Source organism: Sphingomonas sp. S-NIH.Pt3_0716 (assembly GCF_003950715.1).
In the GTDB taxonomy this organism is placed as follows: domain Bacteria; phylum Pseudomonadota; class Alphaproteobacteria; order Sphingomonadales; family Sphingomonadaceae; genus Sphingobium; species Sphingobium yanoikuyae_A.
In genome coordinates, this window is record NZ_QLJK01000033.1 from 17,367 (window position 1) to 43,702 (window position 26,336).

At 66.6% G+C, this 26,336-nt stretch carries 24 protein-coding genes; 8 read left to right on the forward strand and 16 right to left on the reverse strand.

What is annotated here, in order from left to right; translation table 11 throughout:
• Position 1: 1 nt before the first annotated feature.
• Genes BRX37_RS21515 through BRX37_RS21535 form a run of 5 tightly spaced genes read right to left on the reverse strand, consistent with a single transcriptional unit; the run spans position 2 to position 5,988 of the window.
• Entirely contained in the window at positions 2-1,537 is a 1,536-nt protein-coding gene (locus BRX37_RS21515) for an AMP-binding protein (RefSeq protein ID WP_125989355.1), read from the reverse strand.
• A gap of 11 nt (positions 1,538-1,548) precedes the next feature.
• Positions 1,549-2,895, reverse strand: coding sequence for an MFS transporter (locus BRX37_RS21520; protein ID WP_125989357.1), 1,347 nt, complete (start codon positions 2,893-2,895; stop codon positions 1,549-1,551).
• A 34-nt stretch (positions 2,896-2,929) separates the two neighbouring features.
• Complete coding sequence (locus BRX37_RS21525) at positions 2,930-4,159, reverse strand: acyl-CoA dehydrogenase family protein (protein ID WP_125989359.1); 1,230 nt, start codon at positions 4,157-4,159, stop codon at positions 2,930-2,932.
• Positions 4,160-4,202: 43 nt separating this feature from the next.
• Complete coding sequence (locus tag BRX37_RS21530) at positions 4,203-4,943, reverse strand: SDR family NAD(P)-dependent oxidoreductase (RefSeq protein WP_125989361.1); 741 nt, start codon at positions 4,941-4,943, stop codon at positions 4,203-4,205.
• A gap of 22 nt (positions 4,944-4,965) precedes the next feature.
• Positions 4,966-5,988, reverse strand: coding sequence for a phosphotransferase family protein (locus BRX37_RS21535; RefSeq protein WP_125989363.1), 1,023 nt, complete (start codon positions 5,986-5,988; stop codon positions 4,966-4,968).
• Between the two features lie 95 nt (positions 5,989-6,083).
• Here BRX37_RS21535 and BRX37_RS21540 point away from each other — a divergent pair, with 95 nt between their 5' ends.
• The 7 genes from BRX37_RS21540 to BRX37_RS21570 all read left to right on the forward strand — a co-directional run bounded on the left by BRX37_RS21540 (position 6,084) and on the right by BRX37_RS21570 (position 13,471).
• Complete coding sequence (locus tag BRX37_RS21540; RefSeq protein WP_010339005.1) at positions 6,084-6,803, forward strand: TetR/AcrR family transcriptional regulator; 720 nt, start codon at positions 6,084-6,086, stop codon at positions 6,801-6,803.
• Between the two features lie 51 nt (positions 6,804-6,854).
• Complete coding sequence (cofH, locus tag BRX37_RS21545) at positions 6,855-9,275, forward strand: 5-amino-6-(D-ribitylamino)uracil--L-tyrosine 4-hydroxyphenyl transferase CofH (protein ID WP_125989365.1); 2,421 nt, start codon at positions 6,855-6,857, stop codon at positions 9,273-9,275.
• Positions 9,265-9,930, forward strand: a complete 666-nt coding sequence (gene npdG / locus BRX37_RS21550) for an NADPH-dependent F420 reductase (RefSeq protein WP_125989367.1) — start codon at positions 9,265-9,267, stop codon at positions 9,928-9,930. The genes cofH and npdG overlap by 11 nt, the downstream gene beginning before the upstream one ends.
• A gap of 9 nt (positions 9,931-9,939) precedes the next feature.
• Positions 9,940-10,713: a coenzyme F420-0:L-glutamate ligase gene (cofE, locus tag BRX37_RS21555; RefSeq protein ID WP_206434208.1), complete on the forward strand. Its 774-nt coding sequence runs from the start codon at positions 9,940-9,942 to the stop codon at positions 10,711-10,713.
• A complete protein-coding gene (cofD, locus tag BRX37_RS21560; RefSeq protein WP_125989369.1) occupies positions 10,710-11,651 on the forward strand; it encodes a 2-phospho-L-lactate transferase in 942 nt (313 codons plus the stop codon). Before cofE ends, cofD begins: the two co-directional genes overlap by 4 nt.
• A complete protein-coding gene (cofC, locus tag BRX37_RS21565) occupies positions 11,648-12,226 on the forward strand; it encodes a 2-phospho-L-lactate guanylyltransferase (RefSeq protein WP_125989372.1) in 579 nt (192 codons plus the stop codon). The genes cofD and cofC overlap by 4 nt, the downstream gene beginning before the upstream one ends.
• A 72-nt stretch (positions 12,227-12,298) precedes the next feature.
• Positions 12,299-13,471, forward strand: a complete 1,173-nt coding sequence (locus tag BRX37_RS21570; protein ID WP_125989374.1) for an acetyl-CoA C-acetyltransferase — start codon at positions 12,299-12,301, stop codon at positions 13,469-13,471.
• Between the two features lie 47 nt (positions 13,472-13,518).
• On the opposite strand, the gene BRX37_RS21575 is transcribed toward BRX37_RS21570, so the two are convergent.
• From BRX37_RS21575 to BRX37_RS21595, 5 genes are all read right to left on the reverse strand, one after another.
• Positions 13,519-15,201: an acyl-CoA dehydrogenase family protein gene (locus tag BRX37_RS21575; protein ID WP_125989376.1), complete on the reverse strand. Its 1,683-nt coding sequence runs from the start codon at positions 15,199-15,201 to the stop codon at positions 13,519-13,521.
• On the reverse strand, positions 15,198-16,064 hold the full coding sequence (locus BRX37_RS21580) for an enoyl-CoA hydratase (protein ID WP_125989378.1): 867 nt from the start codon (positions 16,062-16,064) through the stop codon (positions 15,198-15,200). The genes BRX37_RS21575 and BRX37_RS21580 overlap by 4 nt, the downstream gene beginning before the upstream one ends.
• A gap of 12 nt (positions 16,065-16,076) precedes the next feature.
• Complete coding sequence (locus BRX37_RS21585) at positions 16,077-16,859, reverse strand: SDR family NAD(P)-dependent oxidoreductase (RefSeq protein WP_004212325.1); 783 nt, start codon at positions 16,857-16,859, stop codon at positions 16,077-16,079.
• Positions 16,856-18,109 (reverse strand): CaiB/BaiF CoA transferase family protein, encoded by a 1,254-nt coding sequence (locus BRX37_RS21590; protein ID WP_125989380.1) that lies wholly within the window; start codon positions 18,107-18,109, stop codon positions 16,856-16,858. Before BRX37_RS21590 ends, BRX37_RS21585 begins: the two co-directional genes overlap by 4 nt.
• A gap of 141 nt (positions 18,110-18,250) precedes the next feature.
• Positions 18,251-18,637 carry a c-type cytochrome gene (locus BRX37_RS21595; RefSeq protein WP_004212329.1) on the reverse strand — a complete coding sequence of 129 codons (387 nt, stop codon included), beginning with the start codon at positions 18,635-18,637 and terminating at the stop codon, positions 18,251-18,253.
• A 125-nt stretch (positions 18,638-18,762) separates the two neighbouring features.
• Between BRX37_RS21595 and BRX37_RS21600 the strand changes: the two genes are divergently transcribed.
• On the forward strand, positions 18,763-19,641 hold the full coding sequence (locus BRX37_RS21600; RefSeq protein WP_318276845.1) for an EamA family transporter: 879 nt from the start codon (positions 18,763-18,765) through the stop codon (positions 19,639-19,641).
• Between the two features lie 67 nt (positions 19,642-19,708).
• Here BRX37_RS21600 and BRX37_RS21605 read toward each other — a convergent pair whose 3' ends face one another.
• The 6 genes from BRX37_RS21605 to BRX37_RS21630 are packed head-to-tail and all read right to left on the reverse strand — an operon-like array spanning position 19,709 to position 26,323.
• On the reverse strand, positions 19,709-20,908 hold the full coding sequence (locus BRX37_RS21605) for an acetyl-CoA C-acetyltransferase (RefSeq protein ID WP_125989384.1): 1,200 nt from the start codon (positions 20,906-20,908) through the stop codon (positions 19,709-19,711).
• A gap of 28 nt (positions 20,909-20,936) precedes the next feature.
• Positions 20,937-22,091, reverse strand: coding sequence for an acyl-CoA dehydrogenase family protein (locus tag BRX37_RS21610; RefSeq protein ID WP_125989386.1), 1,155 nt, complete (start codon positions 22,089-22,091; stop codon positions 20,937-20,939).
• A 13-nt stretch (positions 22,092-22,104) separates the two neighbouring features.
• Positions 22,105-22,929 (reverse strand): HTD2 family dehydratase, encoded by an 825-nt coding sequence (locus tag BRX37_RS21615; RefSeq protein WP_125989388.1) that lies wholly within the window; start codon positions 22,927-22,929, stop codon positions 22,105-22,107.
• A complete protein-coding gene (locus tag BRX37_RS21620) occupies positions 22,926-24,134 on the reverse strand; it encodes a CoA transferase (protein ID WP_125989390.1) in 1,209 nt (402 codons plus the stop codon). Before BRX37_RS21620 ends, BRX37_RS21615 begins: the two co-directional genes overlap by 4 nt.
• A gap of 10 nt (positions 24,135-24,144) precedes the next feature.
• A complete protein-coding gene (locus BRX37_RS21625) occupies positions 24,145-25,164 on the reverse strand; it encodes an NADP-dependent oxidoreductase (protein WP_125989392.1) in 1,020 nt (339 codons plus the stop codon).
• 7 nt (positions 25,165-25,171) lie between these two features.
• Positions 25,172-26,323, reverse strand: a complete 1,152-nt coding sequence (locus tag BRX37_RS21630) for an acyl-CoA dehydrogenase family protein (protein ID WP_125989394.1) — start codon at positions 26,321-26,323, stop codon at positions 25,172-25,174.
• Positions 26,324-26,336 lie beyond the last annotated feature (13 nt).

The window sequence follows — 26,336 nt, forward strand, 5'->3', positions numbered from 1 at the left end:
ATCAGCCCCCGATCGTCCGGTCGGACGGCCAGAAGCGCTGGCGCAGCGCCTTCTTGTTGACCTTGCCCATGATGGTACGGCCGATATCGTCGACCATCTCATAGCCGCGCGGGCATTTATAACCGGCAAGGCTGGCGCGGCAGAAGGCGTTGAGTTCGTCGGCGCTTGGCGGATCGGCCGGATCGCGCGGGATCACCAGTGCGCGGGCTTCCTCGCCCATCTCCGCATTGGGGGCGGCGACCACGGCGATGTCGGCCACCTTGGGATGGCGCAGCAGCACATGTTCGGATTCCGCCGGATAGATGTTGACGCCGCCCGACACGATCATGTCGGACACGCGATCGGTGATGAAGAGATAGCCCGCATCATCGACATAGCCCATTTCGCCCAGGGTGAAGATGCCGGGTGCGATATGGGCGGCGGCGGTTTTCTCCGGGTCGCCGCGGTAGACGATGCCATGGCCGCTGGTGTCGCGAAAATAGACCTGGCCAACTTCGTTGGCGCCCAGTACCGCGCCGTCGTCGCCATAGATGACGGTTTCGAACGGCGCGAGGGCGCGGCCGACCGATCCGGGTCGCTCCAACCATTCGGGCGAGGTGATGAAGGTGGTGGAGCCGGCTTCGGTGCCGCCATAGGCCTCCACCAGCACCGGGCCGAACCAGTCGATCATCGCCTGCTTGACGGCGCGCGGGCAGGCCGCGCCGGTATGGGCGAGGCGCTGGATGCTGGAGACGTCATATTTCGCGCGCACCTCTTCCGGCAGGGCGAGCATGCGCTGGAAATGGGTGGGCACCATGACCGATCCGGCGACCCGATATTTTTCGATCAGGGCAAGCGCCTTTTCCGCGTCGAAATGCTCGACCGTGATGAGGCTCATGCCGCCGAAGACGTTGCGGGCCATGCCGAGCGGGCCGGTATGGTAGAGCGGGCCGACGGCGATGCCGGGCGAGGGGGTGATGCGGGCGCGCACGGTTTCCGCCAGCGCCTGCACCGTGGCGACGCGCGGGAAATATTGCGGCGGGGTCTCGGTCGCCTTGGGCCGGCCGGTGGTGCCGGAGGTATAATGGAGATGGGGCAGCGGTGGCACGCTGGGGTCCGGCTCCGCGGGCGAGGCGGCGGCGAGCCACGCTTCCCAATGGATCACGCCCTCACGATCGGGGCAGCGCCAGCCGATGACGGTGGCGAGGCGGGCCTCGGCCGCGGCGGCGAGGCCCGCCTCCATCGTTTCGGGGCCGACCAGCAGCGCGACGGCGCCGCTGTCCTTGAGGATATAGGCGGCCTCCGACGGGGTGAGGTGGAAGCTGACCGGGACGCTGGAAATGCCGGCCTCCAGACAGGCAACATAGGCGATCACGGTTTCGGCGCTGTTGGGCGCGAAGACGGCGACCCGGCGTTCGTGCAGGTCGAGGCCGTTCAAGGCGTTGGCGGCGCGGTTGAGCAGGTCATCCAGTTGCAGCCAGTCGAGCGAGACACGCTCGTCCGTCAGCGCCATGTCGGTGCGACGGTCGGGCGCGACAGCCTGGAGGGTGAGTGACATCAGGCGTCCTTTCAGGCGGCCGGCGCGTGGACGGCACGCGCGGTGATGGTGGGGGCGAGGTAGCGCAGGGCCATGCGGAAGGAGAGCAGGGCGACGACCGAGCAGACGGTGACGACCACCGCCAGCGACTGGCCCAGCGCGGCTTCGGACCGGAAGACATATTGGGTGAGCGCGGCGACGATCGCCGGGCCGGCGCCCAGGCCCAATATGGTGAAGACGAACAGGAAGAAGGCCAGCATCCGTGCGCGGATCGTGGCCGGCGCGATCAGCCCCATGATCGAGGAGACATAGACCATGAAGGGCACGGTGATGAACTGCGCCACGCAGTAGCAGACCAGGAAGACATAGACGTTGGTGGCGAAGAACATATAGGCGATCACCGGCAGGAAGCCGAGGATCAGCCAGCTGTAGAAGCGCAGATGGGCGTCCTTCATGCCGCGCATGAACAGGCGATCGACGATCCAGCCGTTGATCACCAGCGACACGGCCGAAACGATGTTCATCAGGCTCAACGCCACGCCATATTGCACCGGCTTCCAGCCGAAATGCCGTTCGATATAGGCGGGCACCCAGTTGGTCATCGAATAGCCGCACATGGCAAGGCAGGATGTGCCGACCAGCATCAGCGCCAGCAGCCGCCAGTTCTGGCGCACGAATCCGGCGATCGCGCCCTTTTCCGCAACCGGGCGCGCGGCCCTGGTCGCGCCGCGGCGGCCCGGTTCGGGAAAGGTGAAGACCAGCAGGGCGATCAGCAGGCCGGGCACGCCGACCATCATCATCACCAGCTGCCAGGGCTGGGCCGGGCCGTGAAAGGGAATATGGATGCCGCTATGCGCGGCGGCGAAGGCGATGGCGACGCCGCCCAGTGCGAAGGCGGTGGCCGACCCCACTTTGCCGGCCATCTGGAAGGTGGAGGTGGCGCGGGTCAGCAGGCGCGGCGGGAAGGCGTCGGCAATCAGCGAATAGGCGGCGGGCAGCAGCGCCGCCTCCCCCACGCCGACGAAGATGCGGCCGACCAGCAGCGCCTCATAGCTTTGCGCGAAGCCGCAGGCGGTGGTGGCGACGGCCCAGAGCGCGACGCCGCCGAAGATGATCCAGCGGCGCGAATAACGGTCCGCAGCCCAGCCGAGCGGCAGGCCGAAAATGGCATAGAAGATGGCGAAGGAGGTCGAGGTGATCATGCTGACCTGGACATCGCTGAGCAGCAGATGCGCCTTGATCGGCGTGACCAGCATCGACACGATCAGCCGGTCGACCCAGGACAGGACATAGAGGCCGAACAGCACCGCCACCATCCACCAGGCGGTGCCCAGTTGCTGGGTGTCGCCACCGTCCGGGGCTTTCTCCTGGCTGGTCATCAGCATGATCCTTCCCTTCGCCCTCTTGCGTCTCTCAGCGTTGCGGCAATGCGTTGAGTTCGGCGATCTTGAGCTTGCCGAGCTGGGCCATGTGCACCTCGTCCGGCCCGTCGGCGAGGCGCAGATAGCGCGCATTCATGAAGGCGGCGGCAGGCGGGAAGTCGCTGGCCATGCCGATGCCGCCGAACACCTGCATCGCCCGGTCGGCAACCGTCTGGGTCATGCGCGGCGCGACGATCTTGATCGCGGCGATCAGATCCTTGGCGACCTTGTTGCCATGGCGGTCCATCGCGTCGGCGGCCTTGAGCGTCAGTAGCCGGGCCTGTTCGATCTCGCAGAAGGACAAGGCGATATCCTGGCGGATGCTGCCCTGATCGGCGAGCTTGCGGCCGAAGGCGACGCGGCTGTCGACGCGGCGGGCCATATATTCGAGCGCGCGCTGGGCCTGGCCGATGAGGCGCATGCAGTGGTGGATGCGGCCCGGCCCCAGGCGGCCCTGGGCGATCTCGAACCCGCGTCCTTCGCCCAGGATCAGATTTTCCCTGGGCACGCGCACATCCTTGAAGACCATTTCGGCATGGCCGCCGGGCGAGTGGACGGCGTTCATCACGTCGAGCGGGCGGACGATCTCGATCCCCGGCGTGTCGGCCGGGATCAGGATCTGCGAATGCTGCTGGTGGCGGGGCCGGTCTGCATTGGGGGTGCGGCCGAGCAGGATATAGACTTTGGTCAGCGGATCGAGCGCGCCCGAAATCCACCATTTGCGGCCATTGATGACATAGTGGTCGCCATCGGCGACGATCGTCGTTTCGACATTGGTGGCGTCGGACGAGGCGACGCCCGGCTCGGTCATGACATAGCAGGAGCGAATATCGCCCGCGAGCAGGGGCTTGAGCCACTTCTCCTGCTGCTCGGGCGTACCGTAGCGGGCGAGCACCTCCATATTGCCGGTATCGGGCGCGGAGCAGTTATAATATTCGGACGATCCGATCACCCTGCCCATCAGTTCGGCCAGCGGCGCATATTCGAGGTTGGTGAGGCCCGGACTCCAGGCCCCATATTCATGCGGCAGGAACAGGTTCCACAGGCCGGCTTCCTTTGCCTTCGCCTTGATCGTCTCGGTGCCCGGCCAGCGCTGCCACAGATGGGCGGGATCGTGGTGGAAATGATCCCGTTCCTTCTCGATCGGATAGACATGGGCGTCCATGAAATCGGTGAGTTGCGCCCGCAGCGCCTGCACCTTGTCGGAATATTCGAAATCCATGCGATCGGTCCTTTTGGGAAATGGGGCGAAGGCGGCCAGGGGATCAGGTCAGCGTCAGGCCGCCGTCCACGATCAGCGTCTGCCCGCAGATGTAGGTGGAGAGGGGGGAGGCGAGGAACAAAGCGACGCCGGCCATCTCCTCCACCGAGCCGAAGCGGCCGAGCGGGATGCGCGACAGCGCGCGGTCGCGCCGCTCGTCATTGTCCATCGTCACCTTGGTCATCTTGGTATCGACCAGGCTGGGGGCGATGCCGTTGACGCGGATGCCCTCGCCCGCCCAGGCGATGGCGAGCGCGCGGACCAGATTGACCGCGCCGGCCTTGGACGCGGCATAGGCGGGGTTGCCGAAGGTCGCCTTGAACCCGCCGATCGAACTGACGACGATGACGGCGCCCTTGGTGGCGGCCAGCGCATCCTTGAAGCGGTTGGAGATGTGGAGGATGGAGTCGAGATTGACCGCCATCACCTTGTTCCAGCCGTCGACCTCGAACTCCTGGCGGCGATAGAGGACGGCGCCCTGCGAATGGATGAGGATGTCGAGCGCATCGAACGGGGCGGGCGCTGCGGCGATCGCGGAGGGATCGCTGACATCGACCTGGGTATAGCCGATATTGTCGAGGTCCGACCCTTCCTCGCCGGCATAATCGGCGGCGCTGGCGCGGGTGCCCCAGACATGGACGCGGGCGCCGCGCTTCAGGAAGGCCTGGGCCATGCCATTGCCGATGCCGCTCGATCCGCCGACCACCAGCACCGTCTTTCCGGTGAAGTCCAGTTCATTGCCCAAGGGGGAACATCCTTCCTGCATGTCAGCGGATCAGCGCCTGGGCGCGGTCGAAAAGGTGGATGGCGCGGCTGTGCAGCCGGTCGCCGGTATCGCGTGGCGCCTTGCCGGCGCAGGCGCGGGCATGGGTGCCCTCCAGCAGGATGCCGAGCTTGTAGCAGGCGAGGACATGATACCAGTCGACCGCCGACAGATTGCGCGCGGAGCCGGCGCCATAGCGCGCGACCAGTTCGGCGGGCGTCGGGAAACCCTCCCACGGCGTGACCGACACGGTGCTGGCGCCGCTGCCGTCGGGCCAGGTTGCCAGCACCCAGCCGAGGTCGAGCAGCGGATCGCCGATCGTCGCCAGTTCCCAGTCGATGATCGCGGCAAGATCGCCGCTGTCGGGGCGGTACATGACATTGGCGAGATGATAGTCGCCATGCATGATGCCGGGAGTGAAATCCGCCGGGCGGTGCCGTTCCAGCCAGGCGGCGATGGCGTCGACGCTGGGGAGCGCCTGCGGCCCGGTCCAGTCGGCAAATTCGCCATAGCTGGCAAGCTGGCTGCGCCAGCGATCGACCTGGCGGCCGAGGAAATTGTCGGGCCGGCCGAAATCGGCGAGGCCCAGCGCCTGATGATCGAGCGCGCCCAATGCGGCGATGCCGTCGACCAGCGCCAGGCCCATGGCATGGCGCATCGCGGGCGATCCGGCATGGGGCATGGGCAGCTGGCCGACCGGATTGAAGCCATCGACCGGCTCCATCAGGTAGAAGGCGACGCCCAGCACATCCTCATCGCCGCAATCGGCGATCAGCGCAGGATGGGGGACATTGGTGTCGGCGATGGCGCGCAGCAGCCGCGCCTCGCGCCGCATGGTTTCATTGCTGTTGGGGCGGGGGTGTACCGGCGGGCGACGGAAGATATAATCGCGGCCGTCGCGGGTCAGGCGCAGCAGGATATTCTGCGTCCCCCCGGCAAGCGGCGTCACGTTGTCGATCGGACCGGAGCCAAGCCCCTGATCCGTCATCCACGTCGCCAGCGACTCGATGTCGACCGCTGATTCCACTTAGGCATCCCTCGCTTTTTTCGACTGTTAGCCGTCGATTAGGTCAATTGGATAATGCACTTGACGAACCATCATTGCAATGAGAAATTGCACTCATGGTCAGACTTCAACTCGCCAAGGCCGAAGATGCCACCCGCGGATCCGCTGCCGAGCAGATCAAGCAGGTGGCGTTGCGCCTGTTCGCCGAAAAGGGCGTCGATGGCGTGACCGTGCGCGAGATTGCGGCGGCGGCGGGGCAGAAGAATCACGGTGCCGTCAGTTACTATTTCGGGTCGAAGGAGGCGCTGGTCCGGGCGCTGGTGATGGATGGGGCGATGGCGCTGGAGCGGGAGCGCAATGCGGCGCTCGACGGGCTGGAGGCGCAGGGCGGGCCGCGCACGATCCGCGAAGTGGTGGAGATATTGGTGCGGCCGGTGCTGGCGCTGCCCGATAGCCATTATGTCCAGTTCATCGTCATCTTTGCCATGACCCATCGCGACATGATGCTGGATGCGATCGATCCGGCCTGGAACAATGCCTATGGCCGGTGCCTCGATCATCTGCGGGGCATGATGGCGGATCTGCCGGTGGCGCTGCAGAACCAGCGCTTCGTGTTCATGGGGGCTTACCTCAGCGCCGTGCTGTCGGCCCGGCAGCGCGCGCTGGCCGACGAGAGCCGGGCGCATCCGATGTGGGGCAGCGAGGCGAGCGTCGAGCATTTCCTGCAGACGCTGGTGGCGTTGCTGGAAGCGCCAGCGGACCTGCCGGCGGCGATGCTGAGGCAACTGGGACAACGCGGCGGCGCTATTCCGGATCGACCTGGCCCTGTCGGTTGAACCGGGGCGCAATCACAATCAGAACATAGAAGACGAAACAAGCGGAGCGGGATGATGGTAGTTACGGAAAGGATCGGCGAAGCGGAGCACGCGCGCACGGCAGAACTGCTGGCGATGCCGCTGGCCGAACTGATGGCGCAGGCGGCGGCGCTGCGCGACGAAGGCCATGGCCGGGTACAGAGTTGGTCGCGCAAGATCTTCATTCCGCTGACCCAGCTATGCCGCAATCTCTGCCATTATTGCACCTTCTCGCAGCCGCCCCGGCCGGGCGAGAATGCCTATATGACGCGCGAGGAGGTGTTGGCAGTGGCGCGCGCCGGCAAGGCGGCCGGCTGTACCGAGGCGCTGTTCACGCTGGGCGACAAGCCGGAATTGCGCTTCGTCGCCGCGCGCGAGGAACTGGCGCGGCTGGGGCATGACAGCACCCTGTCCTATCTGGCGGAAATGGCGGCGCTGGTGCGCGACGAGACCGGGCTGCTGCCGCATATCAATGCCGGGGTCATGAGCCGCGAGGAAATGGCCGGTCTGCGCCGGGTGTCGGTGTCGCAGGGGCTGATGCTGGAGTCGGTGTCCGACCGGCTGTGCCGCAAGGGTGGCGCCCATTATCGCTCGCCCGACAAGGAGCCGGCGGCACGGCTGGAGACGATCCGGCTGGCCGGTGAACTGGCCATCCCTTTTACCACCGGCATCCTGATCGGCATAGGCGAGACGCGCGAGGAACGGATCGAGGCGCTGGAGGCGATCCGCGACCTGCAGGACGGCTATGGCCATATTCAGGAAGTGATCGTCCAGAATTTCCGGGCCAAGGAACGCACGGTCATGGCCGATGCGCCCGAACCGGACATGGACGATCTGCTGTGGACGATCGCGGTGGCGCGGCTGATCCTGGGGCCAGAGATGAATATCCAGGCGCCGCCCAACCTGTCGGCGGCGGACTTCCCCCGGCTGATGGCGGCGGGGATCAACGATTGGGGCGGGGTGTCGCCGGTGACGCCCGACCATGTGAACCCGGAAGCCCCCTGGCCGGCGGTCGAGCGGCTGCGCACCGCGACCGAGGGCGAAGGGCGGATGCTGGTCGCCCGGCTGCCGGTCTATCCCGCCTATGCGCAGGATAATGAGCGCTGGCAGGACCAGGCGATGGTCCGCCATGTGCTGGCCCATGCCGATGCGATGGGCTTTGCGCGCGAGGATAGCTGGTCGCCGGGCATCGCGCTGGAGCCGCGGGTGACACGCCCGTCGGCGCTGCCGGTCGATCCCGCGATCGCGGCGATCGTCGACCGGGCGATGGCCGGGGCGCTGCTGGAAGAAGCCGAGATCGAGGCGCTGTTCACCGCGCGCGAGACCGACTTGGAACATGTCTGCGCCAGCGCGGATGCGCTGCGGATGCAGGAGATGGGTGACACGATCAGCTATGTCGTCAACCGCAACATCAACTACACCAATATCTGCGCCTATAAATGCAGCTTCTGCGCCTTTTCCAAGGGCGACAAGGCGGAGGCGCTGCGCGGCAAGCCCTATGACCTGGACCTGGAGGAAGTCGTCCGCCGCACCCGCGAGGCATGGGAACGGGGCGGCACCGAAGTCTGCCTGCAGGGTGGCATCCACCCCCATTATACCGGCGACACCTATCTGAACCTGGCCCGCGCGGTGAAGGCGGCGGTGCCCGAGATGCACATCCACGCCTTTTCCCCGCTGGAAGTGTGGCAGGGGGCGGCGACGCTGGGCCTGCCGGTCGAGGACTTCCTGCGCCGGCTGAAGGCGGTGGGGCTCGACACGCTGCCCGGCACGGCGGCCGAGATACTGGATGACGAGGTGCGGGCGATCATCTGCCCGGACAAGCTGGACACGGCGCAATGGCTGGAGGTGATCGAGACCGCGCATCGCGTCGGCTTCACCACCACCGCGACGATCATGTTCGGCCATGTCGACACGCCGCGCCACTGGGCGAGACACCTGATCCGCATCCGCGACCTGCAACGGCGGACCGGCGGCTTCACTGAGTTCGTGCCCTTGCCCTTCGTTCATATGGAGGCGCCGATGGGCGTGCGCGGCCAGTCGCGCCATGGCCCGACCTTCCGCGAGGTGCGGCTGATGCATGCGGTCGCGCGGCTGGCGCTGCACCCGCATATCCGGTCGATCCAGACCAGCTGGGTCAAGCTGGGGCCGGAAGGCGTGAAGGCCTGCCTGGAGGGCGGCGCCAATGACCTGGGCGGCACGCTGATGAACGAGAGCATCTCGCGCGCGGCCGGCACCCAGCATGGCCAGGAAATGCCGCCCGCCGCGATGGAGGCGCTGATCCGGTCGATCGACCGCACGCCCCGGCAGCGCAGCACCGCCTATGGCGGCGTGAGCGAAGACATACATGCACGCGGAATGACCGCGGCGGAACTGACACCCATGGTCCTGACGCCCCCGCGCAAGCGGCGGCGCGAGGCCGATACGAACCAGGAGAGGTTTGAATATGCAGAATGAGGCTTTGGCGACGATCGCCGTGCTTGGCGGGACCGGCAAGGAAGGTGGCGGCCTGGCGCTGCGCTGGGCGCACAAGGGACACAAGGTCATCATCGGCAGCCGCACCGCCGAGCGAGCGCAGGAAGCGGCTGATGCGATGAACGCGACGCTGGGCGGCAGTTCGGTCGTCGGCGCGGCCAATCCCGATGCCGCAGCGCAGGCCGACATCATCGTGCTGGCTGTGCCCTATGCCGCGCAGCAATCGACGGTGAAAGATGTCGCCGATGCGCTGGGGGGCAAGATATTGATCGACGTGACCGTGCCACTGGTGCCGCCCAAGGTCAGCCGGGTGCAGTTGCCCGATGGCGGATCGGCGGTCGAGGCGGTGCAGAAGATGCTGGGCGATGGCGTTCGCGTCGTGTCCGCCTTCCAGAATATCAGCGCGCATCACCTGACCAAGCTGGACGAGGAGATCGAGTGCGACGTGCTGGTCTGCGCCGACGACAGCGAGGCGGCGGACCAGGTGGTCGGGCTGGCGCAGGAAATCGGCCTGCGCGCCTGGAATGCCGGACCCTTGTGCAATTCGGTTGTTGCAGAAGGACTTACGTCGGTCTTGATTGCGCTCAATCGGCGGTACAAGGTGCCCGGATCGGGTATTCGCATCACCGGAGTGTAAGCTGCATCCATGATAGTCGCACCGGCCGCCGTCATATTATCGGCCCTGAACGGGGTTCCCATGGTTGCGCCGGGCGACGATCTGTCGGCCATGCTGCTGTCGGCCTGCCATGCCAATGGCCTGTCGTTGCAGGATGGCGACATCGTCGTGCTGGCGCAGAAGGTCATATCCAAGGCGGAGGGACGCGCGGTGCCGCTGGCCGGCGTGTCGCCCTCGGCCGAGGCGATCGATCTGGCAGCACAATGCCACAAGGATCCCCGGCTGGTCGAACTGATCCTGTCGGAGAGCGAGAAGCTGATGCGGGTCCGGCCGGGCGTGCTGATCGTGCGCCATCGGCTGGGTCTGGTGCTGGCCAATGCCGGGATCGACCAGTCCAACATCGCGCAGGATGGGGATGGCGTCGCGCTCTTGCTGCCGCTCGATCCCGATGGCAGCGCTGCGGCGCTGCGGCGGGCGGTGCATGATGCCCTGGGCGTCGACATCGCGGTGGTCATCATCGACAGCCTGGGCCGTGCCTGGCGCAAGGGCACCTGTGGCGTGGCGATCGGCGTGGCCGGCATGAGCGGTTTGCTCGACCTGCGCGGTGAGCCGGACCTGCATGGACGGCCGTTGCAGACCAGCGAACTGGGCCTGGCCGACGAGGTGGCGGCTGCCGCCTCGCTGATCATGGGACAGGCCGGCGAAGGCCGGCCGATCGTCGTGGCGCGCGGCATTGCGCGGGGCCGCAATGAGGGGAGCGCGGCCGAACTGATCCGCGAACCGGCGATGGACCTGTTCCCATGAGCGTGCTGGCCCTGGCCGGGGGCGTCGGCGGCGCCAAGCTGGCCAATGGCCTGGCCGGCGTCGTGCCGGCCGGCGCACTGACCATTGCCGTCAACACCGGCGATGATTTCGTCCATATGGGCCTGCATATCTCGCCCGACATCGACAGCGTCACCTATGCGCTCGCCGGCGTGAACGATAGCGTGCGTGGCTGGGGCGTGGCCGATGAAAGCTGGGCCTTCATGGACGCGACACGGCGGCTGGGCGGCGAGAGTTGGTTCAACCTGGGCGATCGCGACCTGGCGACCCATGTGCTGCGCACGGCGTTGCTGCGCGAGGGCACGCTGTCTTCGGTCACGGCGGACATCGCCGCGCGGCTGGGCATCGGGCCGGCGATCGTGCCGATGAGCGACGATCCGGTCCGGTCGATGATCGACACCGACCAGGGCGAAATGGCCTTCCAGGATTATTTCGTGCGCCATCAATGCGGGCCGCGCTTCAAATCGATCCGGTTCGACGGGGCGGCGGCCGCGCGGCCGAGCGCCGGTCTGGTGGCGGCACTGGATGATCCCGCGCTGGAGGCGATCATCCTCTGTCCGTCCAACCCGATCCTGTCGATCGAGCCGATCCTGGCGGTGCCGGGTGTGCGGGACAGGCTGGCGGCGCGGCGCGTGCCGTGCGTGGCGCTGTCGCCCTTCATCGCGGGACAGGCGGTCAAGGGGCCGGCGGCCAAGATCATGACCGAACTGGGCCTGCCGACGACGCCGGCGACGATCGCCCGCCATTATGACGGGCTGATCGACGGGCTGATGGTGGACGGTGCCGATGCGGCGGGCTGGTCCGACGATGGACTGGCGGTGCGCAGTGCCGACATATTGATGCGCAATGTCGATCAGCAGCGGGCACTGGCCGCTCAGATGATCGATTTTGCGGCGGCGTTGCGGCGCGCGGCGCCATGACCCTGTCCATCCTGATCCCGGCCAAGAGCTTCGCGCAGGGCAAGAGCCGGCTGGCGGAGGTTCTGGGGCCACGGGATCGGGCGGCGCTGTGCCGGCAATTATTGGGGCATGTGCTGGCAGTGGCGCGCGATGCGATCCCGGATGCGGCCGTGCATGTCGTCAGCGCTTGCCCGGAGGTGCGCGGTTTCGCGACCGAGCGGGGCGCGAGGGTTCTGGCTGAGCGGGAGTCCGGCCATGTGCCGGCGCTGATGGCGGCGATGCAGGCGTTGCCGGTCGATCGCCCGGTGCTGATCCTGAGCGCGGACCTGCCGATGCTGGCGGCTGCGGACCTGCACGCGATGGTGCAGGAACCCGCCGATGTGGTGATCGCCACCGACCGTGATGGGCAGGGAACGAATGCGCTGTTGCTGAAGCGGCCCGGCCTCATCCCGCTGCGTTTCGGGCCGGGCAGCCGTGCCGCCCATGTCGGCGAAGCGGAACGAGCCGGACATCGCGTATCGGTCATCCGGCGGCCCGGTCTCGCCGACGATGTCGACCTGCCCGAGCACCTCCAAATATTTTCCGTTGGTGCATAATTGCCTTGGCCCTGCCGGACGGGCGGGGTAAGGCAATAAAATTGCATCTAGGTATATAATTGGAGGAGTCGGATGGCGGAGGCATATATTGCGGCCGTGGCGCGCAGCGCCGGTGGCAAGCGGGGCGGCAGGCTGGCAGGGGTGCATCCTGCCGACCTGGCCGGGCGCGTGCTGGCGGGACTGGTGGGCCGCAGCGGGATTGATCCGGCCGCGATCGAGGATGTCATCATGGGCTGCGCCTGTCCCGGCGGCGAGCAGGGGGCGAACATCGCCCGCAACGCCGTGCTGGCCAGCGGCCTGCCCGAATCCGTGCCCGGCACCCATGTCGACCGCCAGTGCGGATCATCGCAGCAGGCGCTGCATTTCGCCGCCGCGACGGTGATGGCCGGGGTGCAGGACGTGGTGATCGCCGCCGGTGTCGAGAGCATGACGCGCGTGCCGATGGGGCTGCCCTGGACGCTGGCGGCCAAGCATGGGTTCGGCACCTATCGCAGTCCGGGGATCGAGGCGCGCTATCCCGACACGCCGTTCAGCCAGTTTGGCGGGGCCGAGATGATGGCGCGCAAATATGGCTTCGATCGTGCGGCGCTCGACGCCTATGCGCTGGAGAGCCATCATCGCGCGGCGGCGGCGACGCAGGCCGGCAAGTTCGATGCGGAGATAGTACCGCTGGAGGTCGAGACCGCCGAGGGCGAAACGCTGGTCCACAAGGTGGATGAGGGCATTCGCTTCGACGCCAGCCTGGAGAAGATTGCCAGCGTCAAGCTGTTGCAGGAGGGCGGGGTGATTTCCGCAGCCAATGCCAGCCAGATCTGCGATGGCGCCGCGGCGCTGCTGATCGTCAATGAGCAGGGCCTCAAGGCCCATGGCCTGACGCCGCTGGCGCGGGTGCATGAAATGACCGTGCTGGGGCATGATCCGGTCATCATGCTGGAGGCGCCGATCCCGGCGACCGAGCGCGCGCTGGCGCGGGCAGGCATGACGCTGGGCGATATCGATCTCTATGAAGTGAATGAGGCGTTCGCGCCGGTGCCGCTGGCCTGGGCCAAGGCGCTGGGCGCCGATCCGGCGCGGCTCAATGTGCATGGCGGGGCGATTTCGCTGGGCCATCCGCTGGGGGGATCGGGCGCCAAGCTGATGGCGACGCTGGTCAGTGCCCTGCACGATCGTGGCGCGCGCTATGGCCTCCAGACCATGTGCGAGGCCGGCGGCATGGCCAATGTGACGATCGTGGAACGGCTCTGAGGGAGAAAGGATCGGCCCTTCCCCGATGGCGGGGAAGGGCCGATCCTTCAATTGGCTTCGTCGAGCAGGCGGCGGGCGATGACCTGGGCCTGGATTTCGCCGGCGCCCTCGAAAATGTTGAGGATGCGCGCGTCGGCCAGCAGGCGGCTGACCTGATATTCGGTGGCGAAGCCGTTGCCGCCATGGATCTGCAGCGCATTGTCGGCCGCAGCCCAGGCGACCCGCGCGCCGATCAGCTTGGCCATGCCGGCTTCCAGATCGCACCGCTTGTCCTCATCCTTGCGCCGGGCGGCGAAATAGGTGAGCTGGCGCGCGCCCATGATCTCCGCCGCCATCATCGCCAGCTTGTTGGCGACGCGCGGGAAGTCGAAGATCGGCCGGCCGAACTGCTTGCGGTCGAGCGCATAGGAAAGGCCGATGTCGAGCGCTGCCTGAGCGATACCGATGGCGCGGGCGGCGGTCTGGATACGGGCGCTTTCGAAGGTCGCCATCAACTGCTTGAAGCCCTGGCCCTCGACCCCGCCGAGCAGATTGGCGGCAGGCACGCGGAAATCGTCGAAGCCGATCTCATATTCCTTCATGCCGCGATAGCCGATCACCTCGATCTCGCCGCCGCTCATGCCGGGCATGGGGAAGGGGGCGTCGACGGTGCCGCGCTGCTTAGGCGCGATCAACATCGACAGGCCGCTATAGTTGCGGGTGTCGGGATCGGTGCGGACCAGAAGGGTCATCACGTCGGCGCGGGCCGCATGGGTGATCCAGGTCTTGTTGCCACTGACCCGATATTCGCCGTCGGCAAGCGTCGCGCGGGTGCGCAGCGCGCCAAGGTCGGACCCGGTATCAGGCTCGGTAAAGACGGCGGTCGGCAGGATCGCGGCATTGGCGATCTGCGGCAACCAATGGGCCTTCTGCTCGGCGGTGCCGCCGGTCAGGATCAGTTCGGCGGCAATTTCCGACCGGGTGGCGAGGCTGCCGACGCCGATCCAGCCGCGCGACAATTCTTCCGACACGACGCACATCGCGGTCTTGCCCATGCCAAGGCCGCCAAACTCTTCTGGAATCGTCATGCCGAACACGCCCATCTCGCCCAGTTCCTGGACCAGCGGCAGCGGGATCAGTTCATCCTTGAGATGCCATTCATGGGCGAAGGGCGCGACCTTCTCGTTCGACAATGCGAAGAACTGGTCGCGCACCATGTCGAACATTTCGTCGAGGCCGCAATTTTCCAGCGTCGCCCGGCCGCGTGCATCGACCAGATGGTTGGCAATGGCGCTCTTCACCGCCTGGCCACCGCCGCTGCGGGTGAGGGTGCGCAGGGCCGGTGCGTCGAGCGCGGAAAGATCGTCGCTAAGGTCGGTGGGGCGGATTACCTCGCCCTGGTTCATCGGGATGCCGCCCAGCATCTGCGCGCCATATTCGGCGAAGAGCAACTGGGCGAGCAGTGCCTCGATCTCGCCAAAGCTGCCCTGCGCGTCGAGACTGGCCGCCCAGCTGGCGACTTCGCGCAGCATTTCGGCATAGGCAGCGAACCAGCCAAAGCCGTGGACGACATGCTGCTCGACATCGGCGAGGACGCGATCGACCTTGCCGCCGTCATTGCTGATCCGCGCCTTCACATGCGGCCGTGCGGCGGCGACAAAGGCGTGCGCGGCGTCGGCCGCACCCGATAGCAGTGCCGGCAGATCGGGCAGGACCAGGATATTCTTGTCCATCTCCATGGTCGCGCTCATCCTTCCCCCGCCTGCTTCTTGTTCGCCGATGCCATTGCCTTGGCATCCAGTCCGCCGACCAGATTGCCGGTCATCAGCTGATTATGGGCATGGGCGAGATGGTGCATGTGGAACACGCTATCCATCACCTGCCGCTTGCCGCGCGCATCCTCGACGAAGTTGAACGCCTGCTTGGTCAGCGCCAGGCCGAACCGTTCATGCTGGGCGATTTCGGCGGCGATCTTGGCCACTTCCTCGCGCAGCGTTTCGCGCGGGAAAATCTCGTTCACCATGCCGAAATTATAGGCGCGCTGGGCCGGCATGCGGCGGCCGAGCAGCAGCAGTTCGCGCGCGACGCGGGTCGGCAGTTCGAAGGCATGGGAGAAATATTCGACGCCCGGCTGGGCCATGCGCTGCACCGGATCCTGGAAGAAGGCGTCTTCCGATGCGATGATGAGGTCGCAGACCCAGGCCAGCATCAGCCCGCCGGCGATGCAGGCGCCCTGCACCATGGCGATCATCGGCTTGGGGATGTCGGCCCAGCGTCGGCACAGGCCCAGATAGCCGTCCTGTTCCAGCACATATTGGCGTTCGGCGCCGCCCTTGTTCAGATGGTCCCACCACATGCTGGTGCGCGTGCGCGGCATGTGGCTGTCCTTGTCCGGCGTGCCGATGTCATGGCCGGCGGAGAAATGCTTGCCCTCGCCACCGAGCACGATCACCTTGACCCCGTCATCCTCGACCGCGCGCTTGAAGGCATCGTCAAGCTGGCCGAGCAGCCGGTAATTCTGGGCATTGCCATATTGGGGGCGGTTCAGCATCACCCAGGCGACGCCGTCCACCACATTGTAGGTCACGAATTCGGGCTGCGCTTCTTCGGACATCGTCCCTCTCCCTCAGCGCGGCGGCATGCGCAGGCCACCGTCGAGCCGCACATATTCGCCGTTCCAATAGTCATTCTCGATCATCGCCAGCGCCATCGCGGCAAACTCCTCGGGCTTGCCGAAACGCTTGGGGAAGGGAACGGTGGCCGACAGCGCGTCGCGCACCTTGTCGCTGGCCCGCGCCATCAGCGGCGTGTCGAAAATGCCGGGCAGGATCGCATTGACGCGGATGCCTTCGCCCATCAGGTCGCGCGCCATCGGCAGGGTCAGGCTGACGATGCCGCCCTTCGACGCGGAATAGGCCGCCTGGCCGATCTGGCCGTCTACCGCCGCCGCGCTGGACGTATTGATGATGACGCCGCGCGCCTTGTCCTCCAGCGGATCGAGGCTCAGCATGCCGGCGGCCGACTTGGCGCAGCAGCGGAAGGTGCCGATCAGGTTGATCTGGATGATCCGTTCGAACTGGTCGGTCGGGAAGGCCTTGATCTCGCCGGTCTCTCGGTCGCGGCTGGCGGTCTTGATGACATTGCCGGTGCCGGCGCAATTGACCAGGATACGTTCCTGGCCATGGGCGGCGCGCGCCTTGGCAAAGCCGGCATCGACCGAGGCCTCGTCGGTGACATCGACCTTGCAGAAGGTGCCGCCGATGTCCGCCGCGACCTTCGTCCCGGTTTCCTCGTTGAAGTCGAACAGCGCCACCTTGGCGCCCTGCGCTGCAATGGCGCGGGCCGTCGCCTCACCCAGACCCGATGCCCCGCCGGTGACGATGGCGGCTACCCCCTGGTCGATCTTCATGCCTGTGTCCTCTCCTTCACGGGGCGTTGGGCGATCGCGCCGTCGCTCGTCAGCGCGTCGAGCGCGCCGTCGTCGAGGCCGAGCCATTCCCCCAATATTTCGCGGCTATGTTCGCCCACGCGCGGCGGGCAGTGACGATAATCGGCCGGCGTCGCCGACAGCTTGCCGGGATAGGCGACGGTCGGTATCTCGACCCCATCCTCTTCCCGGCGGTAGCGATGGACGGTCTGGCGGGCGTCGATGAACGGGTCCTCGAACACATCCTGGATGCTGTTGACCGGGCCGGCAGGGACGCCGGCGGCGACGAAACGCGCCATCAGGTCGTCGCGGGCGAAGGGGCGGACGATTTCCTGCACCTTCGCCTCGATCGCGTCTCGGTTGATGAGGCGCTGGGCGCTGGTGGCGTAGAGCGGATCGGTGCCCAGTTCCGCATGGCCCATTTCCGTGCAGAAGGCGCGGAACTGGCGGTCATTGCCGATCGCGATGATCATCATGCCGTCGGCGACCTCGAACGTCTTGTAGGGGACGACGGTGGGATGGCGATTGCCCAGGCGTCCCGGCACGATGCCGCCGACCAGCCAGTTCATCCCCTGATTGGCGAGCATCGCGATCTGGGTATCGAGCAGCGACACGTCGATCTGTTGCCCCTCGCCAGTGCGTTCGGCATGGCGCAGGGCGGCGAGGATCGAGACGGTCGCGAACATGCCGGTCGACAGGTCGGCCATGGCAACGCCGGCGCGCAGCGGGCCGCCATCCTCTTCGCCGGTGATGCTCATGAAGCCGCCCATGCCCTGGGCAACGAAATCATAGCCGCCCCGGTCGGCATAGGGGCCGGTCTGGCCGAAACCGGTGATCGAGCAATAGACGAGGCGGGGGTTGATCGCCTTCAGGCTGGCATAGTCGAGGCCGTATTTGCTGAGGCCCCCGACCTTGAAATTCTCGACCAATATGTCGGCTTCCGCCGCCAGCCGACGGATCAGCTCGGCGCCCTGCGGCGTCGCCAGGTTGATGGCGGCGGAGCGCTTGTTGCGATTGCAGGACAGATAATAGGCGCTGGTGCCGATTTCCGGCTGACCATCGGCGCCGGTCAGGAAGGGCGGGCCCCAGGCGCGGGTATCGTCGCCATGGCCGGGCAGTTCGATCTTGATGACGTCGGCACCGAAGTCGGCGAGTATCTGGGTCGACCATGGCCCCGCGAGCACGCGCGAGAGGTCGAGAACCTTGATCCCTTCAAGCGCGCGGCCGCTCATCGGCTGCCCGCCTTGCCCGTCATGACCGCTGTCATCGCCATCCGCTCCTGTCCCCGTCTATCTGCTGCATCGGTTGATGATTCTGATAGCGGGTGCAGGAATGGAGGGCAAGAATTATTGCACTATGGGATACTTTTGGCGCTATTTCTTGGTGGCGCCGGCGAGATAGGCGAGCAGGTTGGCGCGATCGGCCGGGTTGGGCAGGCCGGCAAAGACCATGCGGCTGCCAGGGACGGCAGCGCTGGGCTTGGCGAGGAAGCCGTCGAGCGACTTGGCATCCCAGCGGATCTTGGCCTTCTGCATCGCCGGGGAATAAGTAAAGCCGGGGACGGTGCCCGAGGTGCGCCCGAACACGCCCGAGAGCGAGGGGCCAAGCTTCTTCACGCCCGGATCGACCGAATGGCAGACGGCGCAGCGGGCGAAGACCGCCTTGCCCTTGGTCGCATCGCCAGCCTGGGCGAGCGCCGGGCCGGTGGCGGCGACCGCCATAGCGAACATCATCACGCGCGAAACATGCTTCATCGACATCCTCAATCCTCTTCCCTTCTTCTCTGGCTAAAATCTATACCAGTGTGCATAAATAAGCCAATAGCCGTCTGAGTCTGAACGGCGGTTGAAGCGGGAAGGATGCGGAAATGGCCGATGGCGGACCCATGGCGAACCATCGGTTCGGGCCGGGCGGCATGGCGCTGGCCTTGCTGGTGAACATCATGTTCGCGCTCAACGTGATCGCGATGAAGGTGGTGGTGGATGCGACCGCGCCGCTATTGTCGGTGGCGCTGCGGATGGGCACGGTCTTCCTGATCTGTGCGCCGGCGCTGCGTCCGCTGCCGGGCCGGACGAGTTGGCTGATGCTCTATGGCTTCCTCAATGGCGGGCTGTTCCTGCTGCTGCTGAACCTGGCGCTCTTCATGGCGACCAATGTCGGGGCACTGGCGATCGCGGGGCAATTGAGCGTGCCCTTCTCGCTGCTGCTGGGCGCGCTGCTGCTGGGCGAGCGGCTCAACCGGCGCAAGATTGTCGGCGTGCTGCTGGCCTTTGCCGGGGTCGTGGCGCTGGTGTTCGACCCGCATATCCTGGCGGAGGTGCCTGCGGTGCTGGTGATGGCCAGCGCGGCGATGGTGTGGGGCGGCGCGACCCTGGTGCAGCGCAAGCTGACCGGGGTTAGCGTGATGAACGGCCAGGCCTGGAACGGGCTGATGGGCGCGGCGGTGCTGGCGCCCTTTGCCCTGATTTTCGAGCGGCCGGCGATCGCGGGGCTGGCCCATGTCGGCTGGGTGCCGACCGGCTGGTTCGCCTTTTCCTGCCTGGGCGCGACGGTGCTGGGGCAGGGGACGCTCGCCTGGCTGCTGCAACGCTATCCGATCTCGACCATAATGCCGCTGATGCTGGCATCGCCGGTCATGTCGACGGTCTTTGCCTCGCTCTATTTCGGCACGCCGATCACGGTCGGCATGATTGCGGGCGGCACCGTGGCGCTGCTGGGCGTGACGATCATTGCCTTCTCGCCCGACCGCAGGCCGGTCGACTGACCATCAAAAGAATGGGCCGGCGTCGCATGCCTCGACGCCGGCCCAGGGGGCTTCCGAAAGGCGGTGGTCAGACCGCCCGTTCGAAGATGGCGGCCAGGCCCTGACCGCCGCCAATGCACATGGTTTCCAGGCCATAGCGGCCGTCACGCCGCTGCAGCTCGCGCAGCAGATTGGCGAGGATGCGTCCGCCGGTCGCGCCGATCGGATGGCCGAGCGAAATGCCCGATCCATTGACGTTGAGCTTGTCGCGATCGTCCCAGTTCCAGCCCTTGAGGCAGGCCAGCACCTGCGGCGCAAAGGCTTCGTTGAGTTCGACCAGATCGATGTCGTTCCAGCCAAGGCCAGTGCGGGCGAACAGCTTTTCGACCGCCGGCACCGGACCGATGCCCATGCGCGAGGGATCGCAGCCCGCCGCCGCCCAGCTGTGCAGCCAGGCCATGGGTTCAAGGCCCAGTTCCTCCAGCTTGTCCTCCGCGACCACCAGGCAGGCAGCGGCGGCGTCATTCTGCTGGCTGGCATTGCCGGCGGTGACCACGCCATCCTTCTCGATCGGCTTCAATAGGGCGAGCGATTCCGGCGTGGCGTCGGCGCGAATGCCCTCATCCATGGCGAAGATCAGCGGATCGCCCTTGCGCTGCGGCACGGCGACCAGGACCAGTTCGTCGTCGAACTTGCCGGCGGCCCAGGCCGCGGCGGCGCGCTGATGGCTCATCGCGGCATATTCGTCGCAGGCTTCGCGGCTGATGTCATAATCCTTGGCGAGATTGTTCGCCGTCTCGATCATGCCGCTGATGATGCCATAGCGGGCGATCGGCTGCGACATGACGCGGCCGCGGGTCAGGCGGTCATGGAACTGGGTCGATCCGGAGCGGGCGCCCCAGCGATGGTCCATCGAATAATATTCGACATTGGACATGCTCTCGACCCCTCCAGCGACGACGATGTCGGCGGCGCCGGTCTGGATCCGCATGGCCGCGTCGATCACCGCCTGAAGCCCTGAACCGCAGCGCCGGTCGAGCTGAACGCCGGGAATGCTTTCGGGCAGGCCGGCGGCCAGCGCCGACCAGCGACCGATGCAGGGCGCCTCGCCATTGCCATAACCCTGGGAGAAGACGACATCGTCGATCCGTTCGGGATCGATCTTCGTCCGCTCCATCAGCGCCTTGATGATGACCGCGCCCAGATCGCCGGCGCTGAAGGATTTCAAAGAACCGCCATATTTGCCAACGGCGGTGCGGATGGGGGCGACGATGGCGGCTCTGCGCATGCGATGTCCTTTGCGGCAATGGGGAGGATCAGGCGGCCGCTTCGGCCTGGCGGATCATCTGCTTGGCGATGATGGTCTGCTGGATCTGGCTGGTGCCCTCATAGATGCGCAGCAGCCGGACATCGCGATAGAAGCGCTCGACCTTGTATTCGGCCATATAGCCGGCACCGCCATAGATCTGGACGGCGCGGTCGGCGATCCGGCCGACGGCTTCGGAGGCGTAATATTTGAGCGCGGCGCATTCCAGGCTGACCGGCTCGCCGGCGTCGAACTTGGCGGCGACCGATTGCATCAGTGCTTCGGTCGTCAGCATGTCGACCTTCATGTCGGCAAGCATTGCCTGGACCAGCTGGAAATCGGCGATGCGCTGGCCGAACTGCTTGCGTTCCATGGCATATTGCAGGGCCATGTCGATCAGCCGCTGGCACATGCCGAGCGCGACCGCGGCGATATGGATGCGGCCGCGATCCAGCACCTTCATCGCGGTCTTGAAGCCGCGACCGGGTACGCCGCCGATGATGTTGGCGGCCGGCACGACGACATCGTCCAGGATCACATCGGTGGTGATCGACCCCTTCTGACCCATTTTCTTGTCCGGCTTGCCGAAGCTGATGCCGGGCGTGCCGGCGGGCAGGATGAAGGCGGAGATGCCGGCCGCCCCCTTCACGTCCGGTTCGGTCCGGGCCATCAGGGTGAAGACGCTGGCACGCGGGGCATTGGTGATATAGCGCTTGGTGCCGGTGATGCGGTAATTGTCGCCGTCGCGGATGGCGACGGTGCGCAGCGAACCGGCGTCGGACCCGGCCTCCGGCTCGGTCAGGCCGAAACTGGCGATCGCCTCACCGGTGGCGAATTTGGGCAGCCATTCGCGTTTCTGCTCCTCGGTCCCGTCCATGACGATGCCCTGGCTGCCGATGCCGACCGTGGTGCCGATGACGGATCGGAACACGACGGACGCGCGGGTGATCTCGCGGATGATCGCCGCTTCCTCCGCCATGGTGCAGCCGATGCCGCCAAACTCCTCCGGCACGGACAGGCCGAACAGGCCCATGTCGCGCATCTGCTGGATGATGGTTTCGGGAACCGCATCCGCTTCCTCGACGGCGTCCTCGGCCGGGATCAGCTTTTCGCTGACGAAGCGGCGGACAGTGGTGCGGAACAGGTCGAACGTCTCGGCGTCCATGAAAAATCTCCTCTCAATATCCGATGTCGGCGACCATCGCGTCGCTGCCGTCGCAGCGGATCGCACGACAGCGGCCGGCTTGATCCTCGCGCAGCAACACCGGCTGGCCGGCGAAGACCGGCGCGACCGCGCGGAAGGTGAAGCGGGTCGGGCTGCGGCCACCGCGCCGGGCATGGCCGAACAATCTGGCGGCGGTGAAGGGGCCGTGGATCACCAGGCCTGGATAGCCCTCCTCGCCGGTCGCATAGGGCAGGTCATAATGGATGCGATGGCTGTTGAAGGTGACGGCCGAGAAGCGGAACAGGTCGACGCTGTTTGGCGCCCAGTTCACATCATCGGGGGCGGCGTCAAAGGCGGCGGGGACGATCGCGGGCGTCGGTGCGCCGGTGTCGCGATAGACGATGGTCTGCACCTCGCTCACCCGTTCGCGATCGGCCTGGACGATGCTGTGGCCGACCTTCACGAGGACAAGCTCGCCGCTGCGGCCGCTTTTGTGGGCGATGTCCAGCACGGTCGAGGTGCGGGTCGCTTCCCAGTCGAGCATCAAGGGTGCGTGGAACTGCATCTCGGCGGCGGCGAACATGCGGCGGGGCAGGCTGATCGGCGGCAGGAAGCCGCCGCGTTTGGGATGGCCGTCCGGGCCGATCTGGTCGGCGGCGGCCACCGGCAGGAAGAAGGCCCAATGGGCCAGCGAGGGCTGGACCGTCTCGACATCGAGCGGCTCGCCGATGGCGGCGGCGAAACGGCGCAGCGCTTCCCGGTTGAGCATTTCGGTCCGGCTCTCGGTCCTGCCGACCCATGTCTGCCAATGGGCAATATCGGATGGGGAAAGGGTCATGCGACCAGTCCTTCGTCATGGAGGCGGCCGATCGCACCGCTGTCGAGGCCCAGCAGCTCGCTCAATATCTGGTCGCTATGTTCGCCAAGGCGCGGAGCGGTGCCGACGGCGCCGCGCGGTTCGCCGGCCAGCGTGCCGGCCGGGCCGGATGTGGGGTAGGTGAGGCCGCTGGGATGGGCGATCGTCTCGAACAGGGGATTGGCGGTGAACAGCCGTTCGTCCTGCGTCACGGCCTGGTGCAGCGACTGATATTCGCCCCAGGTGACGCCGCCCGCGTCGAAGGCGGGTTTCAGCGCGTCGCTGCTGCGCGCGGCGAAGGCTGCTTCGAACAAGGGGAATAGCCGGGCGCGATAGATGAAGCGGGCGCCTTCATCCCTGGCGAAGTTGGCACCCGTTTCGCCCTCGATCGCGGCGATCGCTTCGCCGAGGTCCAGCGTCTTGAGCAGGCCAGTCCATTGGCGCGGGGTGATGGCGACGACGATCAACCTTTTGCCGTCGGCGGTCAGGAAATCCCGGCCGAAGGCGCCGAACAGGTCATTGCCCATGCGTGGCCGGTCGCCGGCTGACAGGACTTCGGCCACGGAGCCGAGATGCGACAGGGTTGAGGCCGCGAGGTCCGACAGGGGCACGCGGATTTCCGCGCCCTGGCCGGTCGCGCGCCGGCGCAGCAGGGCGGACGTCATGGCAAAGGCGGCATAGGCGCCGCCCAGCAGATCCCAGGCCGGCAGGACATGGTTGACCGGACGGTCATCGTCGGCCGGGCCGGTCATCATCGGCACGCCGGCGGCGGCGTTGATGGTGTAATCGACCGCCGGCGATCCATCGGCCCAGCCCATCACGCGGACGCTGATGATGTCGGCTCGGCGTGCGGCCAGCGCCTCATGGCTGAGGAAGCCCTTGACCGGATAATTGGTGAGGAACAGGCCGGCATTGTCGCCCGGCGCGGTGGCGATGGCGACCGCCAGTTCGCGCCCTTCGGGCCGGCCAAGATCGATCGCGATCGATTTCTTGCCCTTGTTGAGCCCCTCCCAATAGAGGCTGGCCCCGGAGGGGGCGATCGGCCAGCGGCGATAGTCGGGGCCGCCACCGATGGCGTCGAAACGGATCACCTCCGCCCCCATCTGTGTGAGGTGCAGGCCGCAGGACGGGCCGGCGATGAAGGCGGCGCCTTCTACCACGCGCAGGCCCTTGAGCATGTCGTACATGGAGTTCCCCCTAGCCCAGCCTGACCATGGTGCGGCCGATATTGGCGCCCGAGAACAGGCCCCAGAAGGCGTCGAGCGCCTTGTCGATGCCGTCATAGACGGTTTCGGCCGAGGCCATCTGGCCGGCCTGGTTCCAGGCGGTCATGCGCTCCAGCATTTCCGCTTCGAGATCCATATGGTCGAGCGCGATATAGCCCTGCATGCGGATGCGCTTGGTCATCAGCATGGTGAGGTTGCGCGGCACGGTCGGCGCGTCGGTGACATTATATTGCGAGATCATGCCGCAGATGGCGAAGCGTGCGAAATCATGGGCGAGCGACAGGGCGGCCTGCAGATGATCGCCGCCGACATTGTCGAAATAGACGTCGATGCCGCTGGCGCCGATCGCCTTGACTTCGCGGGCGAGGGCCTTGGTCAGGTTCGGCTCCGCCTTGTAATCGATTGCGGCGTCGACCTTGAGCACATCGCGCAGGAAGGCGGTCTTGTCCGGGCCGCCGGCCGATCCGATCACCTTGCACCCCATGTTGCGGGCGATCTGGCAGGCGATCGATCCGACCGCGCCGGACGCGGCCGACACGAAGACGGTATCGCCCGGCTGCAACTCCGCAATGCGGATGAGGCCGGCATAGGCGGTGAGGCCGGTCATGCCGGCGAAGCAGAGATAGGCCTGGGGCGGCAGTGCCAGGCGGTCGCGATGCTGGAGTGCGGCGCCGGGGGCGTTGAACGCCTCGCGCCAGCCAAGCCGGGAAAAGACCAGGTCGCCGGGCACGAAGGCCGGATCGTTGGAGATGACGACTTCGCCGATCGCCGGCCCCTCCATCGCCGCATCGAGGGCGAAGGGTGGAACATAACTCTTGGCGTCGCTCATCCGCCCACGCATCGCCGGGTCGACCGCCATCCAGAGATTGCGGACCTGGACCTCGCCGGGGCCGGGTGGGGGCAGAGCCTGTTCGACAGTGGCGAAATCCTCCGCCACCGGGGCGCCGACCGGGCGGCGCTTCAACTGTATTTCGCGCGATTTCATGGTCATCGGCCCCTCAATAGCCATTGAGCCGCGCCCAGCGCTCGCGGTGCCAGGCGGTGCTGCCATGGCATTGCTCCGCGACGCGGGCGCGCTTCAGGTAAAGGCCGGCATCATGTTCATGGGTCATGCCGATGCCGCCATGAAGCTGGACCATCTGCGAGGAGATGCGGTGCAGCGTCTCGCCGGCGGTCGCCTTGGCAAGCGAGGCGAGGGCGGGGAGCGCAGGATCATCGGCATCGATCGCCGCCAGCGCGGTTTCGACCGCCGATCGCGTCAGCTGCAATTCGCCGAACAATTCAGCCGCCCGGTGCTGGAGCGCCTGGAAGGAGCCGATGATCGCGCCGAACTGGACGCGGGTCTTGAGATAATCGAGCGTCGTATCGAACGCCTGGGTCGCGCTGCCCAGCATTTCGGCGGCCATGCCGATCGCGGCCCGGTCGCGGATCGCGTCGATCAGGTCGGCGGCCTTGCCGACTTCGCCGAGCACATCGTTGACAGCAATGTTGACACTATCGAAGCGGTAGAGGGCCGGGCGACGGGCATCGATCTGGTCGAGCGGCTGCCGCTCCAGCCCGGCGCTGTCGGTCGGAACCAGGAACAGGGTCAGGCCGTCGCGATCGCCCGGCGCGCCGCTGGTGCGCGCGGCAACGATGGCGAGGTGGGCGATCATGCCGTCCTGTACCGGCCGCTTGGTGCCGGACAGCTTCCAGCCATCGCCTGAGGCTGTGGCCGCCAGCGCGGTGCGTTCGGGCGCATGGTGCGGCCCTTCGTCGAGCGCCAGCGTGCCGATCAGCGATCCGTCGGCGATGCCGGGCAGCCAGCGGGCCTGCTGATCGTGCGTGCCCGCGAGGCGCAGCGCGGAAGCGGCGACCAGCGCGGAACTGACAAGCGGCGAGGCGGCTAGGGTGCGTCCCAGTTCCTCGATCACCAGGCCAAGGCTCAGATAGCCGAAATCGGCGCCGCCATAGGCTTCCGGCACGATGATGCCGCACCAGCCCATCTGCGCCATCTCGGCCCAGGCCTCGCCATCATAGCCGTCCGATCCGCTGCGGCCGCCGCCGCCATGATCGTACAGGCCTCGCAGCGCGGTCACGGGCAGGCGATCGCGCACCCATTCCGAGGCCATGTCCTTCAGCATCGTCTGTTCTTCGTTCAGCACCGCCACGGCGCGTCCTCCC